Genomic DNA, 8,818 nt, shown 5'->3' on the forward strand with positions numbered 1-8,818 from the left:
CGTTTCCGTCTCCCCACCGCGTCCGCATGGTGAAATCCCGTCTCCTGTGGCAGCGTGATTCTCGCCACCTCTGATAAGGCTGACGCTCAGATGAGCGGATCTTGAGCGGCTGCACTTCCTCAAGGGGTGGCACTGAGTGCCACCCCTTGATCGTTCATCGATCGAAATCAGACGTGGTGATGGCTGCTCAGATGAGCGATATTCCCGGTCTACGGGAACTGTTGCGTTCAAGAAGTGAAAACATGGCGCCGCCACCGCATACCAAGCCTTGACTTTCGATCCGGTGGCGGACGAGTGGTTACAGGCGCATGACGCACAAGTAGACGTACCCAGGCGCCTTCGATCTGGGTATGTTCCTCGCCGTCAGGGCAGCCACCGCGTCCTCGAGGAGTCGAGACCGTGTCGGAAAACAAAGATCCCCAGGTAGCCGAATCCGGCAACAGCGTTGAGGGTGTGAAGTTCGTTTACGACTTCACCGAGGGCAACAAGGACCTCAAGGACCTCCTCGGCGGCAAGGGCGCGAACCTCGCCGAGATGACCAACCTGGGCCTTCCCGTCCCTCCTGGCTTCACCATCACCACCGAGGCCTGCAAGGTCTACCTCGACAGCGGCGAGGAGCCCGCGGCACTGCGTGACGAGGTGAGTGCGCACCTCGACGCGCTGGAGCGGACGATGGGCAAGAAGCTCGGTCAGGCCGACAACCCCCTCCTCGTGTCGGTCCGCTCGGGCGCCAAGTTCTCCATGCCCGGCATGATGGACACGGTCCTCAACATCGGTCTGTCGGACAAGTCCGTCCAGGGACTGGCCAAGCAGGCCGGCGACGACCGCTTCGCCTGGGACTCCTACCGCCGCCTCATCCAGATGTTCGGCAAGACCGTCCTCGGCGTCGACGGCGAGCTCTTCGAGGAGGCGCTGGAGAAGGCCAAGGAGGCCAAGAAGGTCACGGTCGACACCGAGCTGGAGGCCGCGGACCTCAAGAAGCTCGTCACCTCCTTCAAGAAGATCGTCAAGAAGGAGGCCGGCCGGGACTTCCCGCAGGACCCGCGCGAGCAGATGGACCTCGCCATCCACGCGGTCTTCGACTCCTGGAACACCGACCGGGCCAAGCTCTACCGCCGCCAGGAGCGCATCCCGCACGACCTGGGCACCGCGGTCAACGTCTGCTCGATGGTCTTCGGCAACCTCGGCCCCGACTCCGGCACCGGCGTCGCCTTCACCCGCGACCCCGCCTCCGGACACCAGGGCGTCTACGGCGACTACCTGCAGAACGCCCAGGGCGAGGACGTGGTCGCGGGCATCCGCAACACCGTCGCGCTCGCTGAGCTGGAGCAGATCGACAAGAAGTCGTACGACCAGCTGATGCAGATCATGGAGACGCTGGAGAACCACTACAAGGACCTGTGCGACATCGAGTTCACGATCGAGCGCGGGCAGCTGTGGATGCTCCAGACCCGCGTCGGCAAGCGCACCGCCGGTGCCGCCTTCCGGATCGCGACCCAGCTGGTCGACCAGGGCCTGATCGACGAGGCCGAGGCCCTCCAGCGGGTGAACGGCGCCCAGCTCGCCCAGCTGATGTTCCCCCGCTTCGACGACAGCGCCAAGGTGGAGCAGGTCGGCCGGGGCATCGCGGCCTCGCCGGGCGCGGCGGTCGGCAAGGCGGTCTTCGACTCGTACACCGCGGTGAAGTGGTCGCGCTCCGGCGAGAAGGTCATCCTGATCCGCCGGGAGACCAACCCCGACGACCTGGACGGCATGATCGCCGCCGAGGGCATCCTGACCTCGCGCGGCGGCAAGACCTCCCACGCGGCCGTGGTCGCGCGCGGCATGGGCAAGACCTGTGTCTGCGGCGCGGAGGAGCTGGAGGTCGACACCAAGCGCCGCCGGATGACGGTGCCGGGCGGCCACGTGGTGGAGGAGGGCGACCTCATCTCCATCGACGGTTCCTCGGGCAAGGTGTACCTCGGGGAGGTGCCGGTGGTCCCGTCCCCGGTAGTGGAGTACTTCGAGGGCCGGATGCACGCGGGCGCGGACGACGCCGACGAGTTGGTCGAGGCGGTGCACCGCATCATGGCGTTCGCGGACCGCAAGCGCCGGCTGCGGGTGCGCGCCAACGCGGACAACGCGGAGGACGCCCTGCGCGCACGCCGCTTCGGCGCGCAGGGCATCGGCCTGTGCCGCACCGAGCACATGTTCCTCGGCGACCGCCGTGAGCTGGTCGAGCGCCTGATCCTGGCGGACACGCAGGCGGAGCGCGAGGAGTCGCTGAAGGAGCTGCTCCCGCTGCAGAAGCGGGACTTCGTCGAGCTGTTCGAGGCGATGGACGGCCTGCCGGTCACCGTGCGGCTGCTGGACCCGCCGCTGCACGAGTTCCTCCCGGACATCACGGAGCTGTCGGTCCGCGTGGCGCTGGCGGAGTCCCGCCAGGAGCCGCACGAGAACGAACTCCGCCTGCTGCAGGCGGTCCACCGGCTGCACGAGCAGAACCCGATGCTGGGCCTGCGCGGCGTCCGGCTGGGCCTGGTCATCCCCGGTCTGTTCACGATGCAGGTACGGGCGATCGCCGAGGCCGTGGCCGAGCGCAGGACGGCCAAGGGCGACCCGCGCGCCGAGATCATGATCCCGCTGGTCGGCACGGTCCAGGAGCTGGAGATCGTCCGCGACGAGGCCGACAAGGTCATCGCGGAGGTCGAGGCGGCGACCGGTACGGAACTGAAGCTGGCGATCGGCACCATGATCGAGCTGCCGCGTGCCGCGCTGACCGCCGGTCAGATCGCTGAAGCCGCCGAGTTCTTCTCCTTCGGCACCAACGACCTGACGCAGACGGTGTGGGGCTTCAGCCGGGACGACGTGGAGGCCTCGTTCTTCACGGCGTACCTGGAGAAGGGCATCTTCGGCGTGTCGCCGTTCGAGACGATCGACAAGGACGGCGTGGGCTCGCTGGTCGCCGCCGCCGCGAAGGCCGGCCGCGAGACCCGACCCGACCTGAAGCTCGGCGTCTGCGGCGAGCACGGCGGTGACCCGGAGTCCGTCCACTTCTTCCACGAGGTCGGGCTGGACTACGTCTCCTGCTCGCCGTTCCGGATCCCGGTGGCGCGCCTGGAGGCGGGCCGGGCGGCGTCGCAGTCGGCGGGCAGCGACCACCGCTGACCCGAGGCCCCCGCGACCGCCGTTGATCCCCGACCCTCACGATCCGGCGGCGGTCGCGGCGTACGAGGAGAGGGCGGCACCCTTGTGCGGGGGTGCCGCCCTCTTCGGCGTGCCAGGGGACGCGCCCCGCTCGCGCTACCGCCCGTCGGCGGGCCGGTCGAGTTCCGCGGCGAGCCGGCGCAGCGGCGGGCCGTACTCGGGGTCGGCCAGGGCGGCGGCGAACTGGGCGGTGAGGTAGGCGAGCGGGTTGCCGGTGTCGTACCAGCGCCCCTGGATGACCTGCCCGTACACGGCGCGGCTGCCGGCGTAGGCGTTGATGGCGTCGGTCAGGTAGATCTCCCCGGTCCGGTGCTCGTACCAGCGCTCGGTCTGCTCCCGCAGCTCGTCCACGATGCCCGGGGTGATGACGTACCCGCCGATGGCCGCGTAGCCCGAGGGCGCGTCCTGCGGCTTGGGCTTCTCCACCAGGCCGGTGATGCGCAGCAGCCCCTCGTCCAGGTCCTCCCTGACCACGGGTACGCCGTACCGCTGGGAGTCGGCCGGGTCCATCGGCATCAGAGCGAGGACCGGGCAGCTGGTGGCCTCGTAGGCCCGGATCAGCTGCTGGGCGCGCGGCACCTCGGCGACGAAGACGTCGTCCGGCCACAGCACGAGCATCGGCTCGTCACCGAAGTTGCGGGCGGCGTTGAGGACGGGCGTGCCGTTGCCGTACGGGCCGTGCTGGTCGAGGTAGGTGATGTGGCCGAGCCGGGACAGCTCGCCCACCTCCTCCACGGCGTCCGCGTACGCCGCCTTGCCGTCGGCCCGCAGTTGCGCGACGAGCGCGGGGTTGGGCCGGAAGTGGTCCTGGATGAGCCCCTTGCCGCCCGAGACGACGATGGTGATGTCGGTGATGCCGGAGGCCACGAGCTCCCGGACGGTGTGCTCGATGACGGGTTTGTCGCCGACGGGCAGCATCTCCTTGGGCGTGGCCTTGGTCAGCGGCAGAAGCCTGGAACCGAGGCCGGCGGCGGGAATGACTGCCCTGCGGATGGTCGTGGCCATGAAGTCCCCCAGAGGCGGAGTGGGTGTCGCGGAACGGGACGTGGTGGCGGTGAGTCTTCCACCCGGACGTGTACCGCCGACGGACCGGGCATGCCCGTGGCGTGGAGGAACGTCGCAGGTGGATGCCGGCCGGCGGAGGGGCAACCGGGTGACGGACGTTGCCCGGGCCCGGCGTGCGTCGTTAGGCCGCACATGATCAAGAAGCTCATGTGCGTCTCCGTCATGGCCGCCGCCCTCGTGGCCGCCGCCCCCGCCGCCCAGGCCGCCCCGGCCCCCGACACGACCAAGGAGGTCCCCGGTAGCGCCCTGCTCGGCGGGCTGCTCGGGTCTCTTGAGGTGGGGCACCCGGTCACCCCGCTCAACACGATCCTGCCCAGCGGCGTCCTCGGCCGCTGACTCACGCGTCGCAGGCCACGCCGTCGTCGTCCCGGTCCAGGTGCGAGGCGTAGCCGGGTTCACCGCGATGGATCGGGGCGGCGCCGGCCGCCCGTGCCTCGCTGCAGTTGCCGTAGTGGACCTCGGTGTCAGGCACCGACGAGTCGTCGTCGGAGCCGCCGCCCGCCCCGGGCTCGGCGGTGACCGTCCGGGTCGCGGTGACCGTCTTCGTGACGGTCACCGTGGGCGCCGGTTCGGGTTCCGGGGTCTGCGTCACCGTCGCCGTGGCCGTCGCGGTGACGGTCCGGGTCGGTGCGGGTGAGGCGGCCGCCGGTTTCGCGTCGGTCGTCTTCTCGCCGCCGCCCGCACCGATGCCGGCGCCCAGGAAGAGGGCCAGGGCCAGCGCGGGGAGTGCGTACCGTTTGCGGGCCCAACCAGGGGCGGGGCGAACGGCGGGTGGTGGCGGTGGAATGTACGGGTTGGTCATCTCGTCCCCCCAGACGTGTTACGTGAGGGGATGAACGTAATGCCGGGTCTCGTGGCGCATGGGTGATGTGGCCATTCCGTGACCCTTGTGTGTGAGCGCGGTGCGGGGCCGGGGGAACCGTGGCCGCCCGCCCGGCGTGATCAAAGGGCGTGACACGGACGCAGCAAGCGGGGTTCCCCGTCGCCCACCTGGCGGCCGTGTGGCTGTTCGGGTGCGCTCTCACCGGTCTGCAGCTGCAGGTCGTGCTCATCACCCTCTTCGTCGGCGGAGCCGCTTCACTCGCCGTCGCCGCCGCCGTCCTGAGCGCCCTGTCGGTCGCCGCTCTCGCCGGTGCCGGAACCGCCGCCCGCGCCGTCGTGCCGCTCACGCGCCGAAGGCACGGCCGGTGGGCCTGGGCGGCAGGCGTCCACGTGCTGGGCACGTCCGGCGCGTTCGGGGCCGCCGCGGTCCACTTCCAGGTCGATCACCTGGAGAACAGCCTGCCGCTGTACCCCGTCGGGGGCGTCTGCCACGCCCTCGCCGCCGCGTCGTTCCTGCCGGGAGTCCGGGTCAGGCTGGGTGCCCTCGGGGCGGCGGTCGTCCTCGCCGGGGGCGGAGCGCACGTCGCGTGGGAGGCCAGGCAGCCTCCGACCCTCGACGAGTGGATCACCGCCAACGGCGTGGACCCCGACCTGCTGCGGGTCGGCGATCCACCGCCGGGTTACACACTGCGCGCGCTGGGCGCGAGCGAGGACGGTTTCGGGGTCGACTACGAGCGTCCCGCCTCGGCACGACTGCACCTCGGTGTGGCACGCGTGGGGCACGACATGCGGCGCGCCGACGTCCGCGGCTGCCCCGTCCCCTTCGGCGAACCCGTCCACTGCACGGACGACGGCGGAGGCCGCCGGTTGCTGACGTACGAGGGCGGCTACGCACACCGGGAGCTCCGGCTGCGCCGTGACGGCCTGGTGTTCACCGTCACCTTGGAGGGCGCCGGCGACGAGCTGACGGCCGCCCGGCACATTCTGACGACGCTCAGACCGGCCACCGACGGCGAGCTCGGCGGCCTGCTGGAGCTGCCGACGCGGTGAGCCGGCCGCCGGCGCGGAGGGCTAGGTGGAGGTCCAGCCGCTCCATCGGGTGACCCGGACGGCGACCACGGGGCCCGCGGGCGGGGAGTTCCCGTACTGGCCGGCCCCGGCGTACCTGCCGCACAGCGACTCGACGGCGTGACGGCGCTCCGCCCCGTCCTCCAGGATCTCCCCCCGGCCGTCGGCACGGGCCCACCACAGGGCCGACCAGTCCTCGGCGTAGTGGTCGGCAAGCACCGCCACCGAGGGGTTCTCCCGGATGTCGCGCAACCGGCGCAGGTCCCAGGTGCTCTTGGGCTTGTGGTCCACGGCGAAGTACAGGACCTCGTCGACGACGGCGAACGTCACCGGCACGACATGGGGCACCCCGTCGGCGCCGGCCGTCGCCAGGCGCGCGACGGGGGCGGTGACGAAACGCCGCCTGGCGTCGGAGGGTGAGAGCCTCATGCGTCCACCGTGCCACGCCGTGGACCCGGGCGGCCCGGCGTCACAGCGGGACTGCAACCCCGTTGAACGTCGTCTGCGGCGTCTGCGGGCTGGTGAAGCGGGCGTTGACCAGGTACAGGCGGTTGCCGTACCGGGCCGCGGTGGTGGGGACGTCGAAGCGGGGGTCGGTGATCGTGCGGGTCAGGGCGGCCGTGCGGAGGTCGCGGGAGAGGGACCAGACACTGATCAGGTTGAGGCGGTTCTGGACGACGTACAGGGTGTGGCCGACGCGGACCAGGCCGTCGCCGTTGACGACCGAGTCGGCGCCCCTGAGGGTGATCCTGGTGGCGGACCCGGTCCTCAGGGACACGTGGTACAGCTCGCCCGGGGTGCTCTTGACTACGATCAGGCCACGCCCGTCGGGGGTCGCCACGACCCCGTTGGCGTTGTTGACGTCGGGCGTCTGCGTCCAGTCGCCCTTCAGGGGCAGGGCGCGCACCCTTCCGCGGCCGTCGCGCGGGACGGCGTAGAGGATCGCAGCGCGGGAGTCGGTGAACCACGCCCGGCCGCCGGTCAGGACGACGTCGTTGATGAACTGGCCGGAGGTGGCGGTCAGTTGGTACGTCCTCAGCAGTTCGCCCGTACGGGAGTGCAGCACGCGAGCCGTTCCGCCGCCGCCCCCGGCCACGTACAGCAGGCCGTCGCGGTCCAGTTTCAGGCCGATCGACGCCGTGCCGGCCGCGCCGGGGTGGACGGTCTCGTACGCGCCCGTGCGCAGGTCCGTGCGGAGAACGGCGCCGTCGGCCCGGGAGCCCATGTAGGCGTACGGCCTGCCGCCGATGGTGATGCCCTCGGGGAGGAAGCCGTCGGGGAGCGGGAACTCCGTCGGCCATGTGACCTTCGTGCTCGCCCGCGCCGTGCCGGTTCCGGCGGCCACCGTGAGCGCGGCGGCGGCCGCGCCGCCGAGCACGGCGCGCCGGGACGGCTGGGGATGGTTCCGAGTCATGGTTCGCGCCTCCGTGAAGGTGGGGCATGAAGAGTCGGTGGGACTCGATGAAACTCCACGTTCCCGCCGGGCTCGACCGGCTCGGCGAACTCGACAGGAACTCGACAGCGACCCGGCGGGCCGCCCTCTGCAGGCGTCCCCGTGTCCCACCGACCACTCACACCCGCCCGCTCCGGCGCACTAGGCGCGGAAGGGGCCCGTCACCTCGTAGGTGATGCCGCCGGACGAACTGCCGCTCGTGCCGCGCTGGCTGGAGAAGTACAGGCGCCGGCCGTCGGGGGAGAACGCCGGTCCCGTGATCTCCGAGCCGGACTGGCCGTCGATGCGCAGGAAGGGGGCGATCACGTCGTTCGGCGTGATCACGCAGATCTCCATGTTGCCGCCGTCCTCCGCGACGAACAGGTCGCCGGAGGAGCTGCCGGTGATGTTGTCGACGCCGGTGAGCGGGGCGGTGCCGGAGCTGACGAGGGAGTCGTCGTAGGCCAGCTCGTAGGTGCTGTTCGTCAGGTTGAGCTGCCAGACGCGGTTGTCGCCCTTGGTGGTGAACCAGACCGTGTCGTCGGCGTAGTGGCAGCCCTCGCCGCCGTTGAAGGACTTCGAGCCGGACACCTGGGAGCGGGTGGCCGTCGGGGAGCCGTCCGGGTCGGGCACGTTCGCCCAGGTGAAGGAGCCCGACGTGGCGGACCCGGCGACCATCACCTGGAGCGTGCCGGAGGACAGGTCGCCCCAGGTCGCCGGGACGAAGCGGTAGAAGCGGCCGTTGGTCTCGTCCTCGGTCAGGTAGACGACCTTGCGGACGGGGTCGGCGGCCGCCGCCTCGTGCTTGAAACGGCCCATGGCGTCGCGGCGCACGGCCGCCTTGACGCCCCACGGGTCGGTCTCGAAGACGTAGCCGAGGGACACCTCCTCGCAGGACAGCCAGGTGTTCCACGGGGTCTTGCCACCCGCGCAGTTGGTGCGGGTGCCCGAGAGGATGCGGTACGCCGACGTGACCGTGCCCGTCGACGAGAACTTCACCGCGCTCGCGCCGCCGGAGGGGTTGATCTCCGAGTTGGACACGTAGATCCAGCCGCTGCCGTCGGCGTAACAGGCGCCACCGTCAGGGGCGTTGTGCCAGGTGTACGACGTGCCGGTGACGCGCTGGCCGGACCGGGCTATCACCCTGCTGGTGAAGCCGCTGGGGAGTCTGATGCCGTTGGCGTCGGGGGAACCGAGCGCACCGTAGGGGCCCGTGCCCGGCTGGGCGGGCGCCGCGTACGCGGC

Annotated in this window: 8 protein-coding genes; 3 read left to right on the top strand and 5 right to left on the bottom strand. The window is 71.0% G+C overall.

Features of this window, described 5'->3' with window-relative positions:
- Positions 1-399 precede the first annotated feature (399 nt).
- Positions 400-3,147 (top strand): pyruvate, phosphate dikinase, encoded by a 2,748-nt coding sequence (ppdK, locus tag AB0O67_RS23625; protein WP_365453252.1) that lies wholly within the window; start codon positions 400-402, stop codon positions 3,145-3,147.
- A gap of 135 nt (positions 3,148-3,282) precedes the next feature.
- Here the strand turns inward: ppdK and AB0O67_RS23630 are convergent, their stop codons facing one another.
- The gene (locus AB0O67_RS23630; RefSeq protein WP_365453254.1) at positions 3,283-4,191 is read right to left on the bottom strand and encodes a UTP--glucose-1-phosphate uridylyltransferase; all 909 of its coding nucleotides are present in this window, start codon (positions 4,189-4,191) and stop codon (positions 3,283-3,285) included.
- Between the two features lie 192 nt (positions 4,192-4,383).
- On the opposite strand from AB0O67_RS23630, the gene AB0O67_RS23635 reads away from it, so the two are divergent.
- Positions 4,384-4,587 carry a hypothetical protein gene (locus tag AB0O67_RS23635; RefSeq protein WP_365453257.1) on the top strand — a complete coding sequence of 68 codons (204 nt, stop codon included), beginning with the start codon at positions 4,384-4,386 and terminating at the stop codon, positions 4,585-4,587.
- Between the two features lies 1 nt (position 4,588).
- Here the strand turns inward: AB0O67_RS23635 and AB0O67_RS23640 are convergent, their stop codons facing one another.
- Complete coding sequence (locus AB0O67_RS23640) at positions 4,589-5,053, bottom strand: excalibur calcium-binding domain-containing protein (RefSeq protein ID WP_365453260.1); 465 nt, start codon at positions 5,051-5,053, stop codon at positions 4,589-4,591.
- A gap of 149 nt (positions 5,054-5,202) precedes the next feature.
- Here AB0O67_RS23640 and AB0O67_RS23645 point away from each other — a divergent pair, with 149 nt between their 5' ends.
- Positions 5,203-6,123, top strand: coding sequence for a hypothetical protein (locus AB0O67_RS23645; protein WP_365453263.1), 921 nt, complete (start codon positions 5,203-5,205; stop codon positions 6,121-6,123).
- Between the two features lie 21 nt (positions 6,124-6,144).
- Here AB0O67_RS23645 and AB0O67_RS23650 read toward each other — a convergent pair whose 3' ends face one another.
- The 3 genes from AB0O67_RS23650 to AB0O67_RS23660 form a co-directional block, all read right to left on the bottom strand.
- Positions 6,145-6,570, bottom strand: a complete 426-nt coding sequence (locus AB0O67_RS23650) for a TIGR03668 family PPOX class F420-dependent oxidoreductase (protein ID WP_365453266.1) — start codon at positions 6,568-6,570, stop codon at positions 6,145-6,147.
- A gap of 40 nt (positions 6,571-6,610) precedes the next feature.
- Positions 6,611-7,555: a superoxide dismutase gene (locus tag AB0O67_RS23655; RefSeq protein WP_365453269.1), complete on the bottom strand. Its 945-nt coding sequence runs from the start codon at positions 7,553-7,555 to the stop codon at positions 6,611-6,613.
- Positions 7,556-7,735: 180 nt separating this feature from the next.
- The coding region (locus tag AB0O67_RS23660) for an alkaline phosphatase PhoX (RefSeq protein WP_365453272.1) at positions 7,736-8,818 on the bottom strand (1,083 nt) is incomplete at its 5' end.

Origin of the sequence: Streptomyces sp. NPDC086077 (assembly GCF_040686175.1) — a bacterium.
Taxonomy (GTDB): Bacteria; Actinomycetota; Actinomycetes; order Streptomycetales; family Streptomycetaceae; genus Streptomyces.

Bases quoted from the DNA above. Each gene is read 5' to 3' on its own strand.
- AB0O67_RS23630 (WP_365453254.1), bottom strand. From the start codon at position 4,191: ATGGCCACGACCATCCGCAGGGCAGTCATTCCCGCCGCCGGCCTCGGT.
- AB0O67_RS23635 (WP_365453257.1), top strand. From the start codon at position 4,384: ATGATCAAGAAGCTCATGTGCGTCTCCGTCATGGCCGCCGCCCTCGTG.
- AB0O67_RS23640 (WP_365453260.1), bottom strand. From the start codon at position 5,053: ATGACCAACCCGTACATTCCACCGCCACCACCCGCCGTTCGCCCCGCC.
- AB0O67_RS23650 (WP_365453266.1), bottom strand. From the start codon at position 6,570: ATGAGGCTCTCACCCTCCGACGCCAGGCGGCGTTTCGTCACCGCCCCC.
- AB0O67_RS23655 (WP_365453269.1), bottom strand. From the start codon at position 7,555: ATGACTCGGAACCATCCCCAGCCGTCCCGGCGCGCCGTGCTCGGCGGC.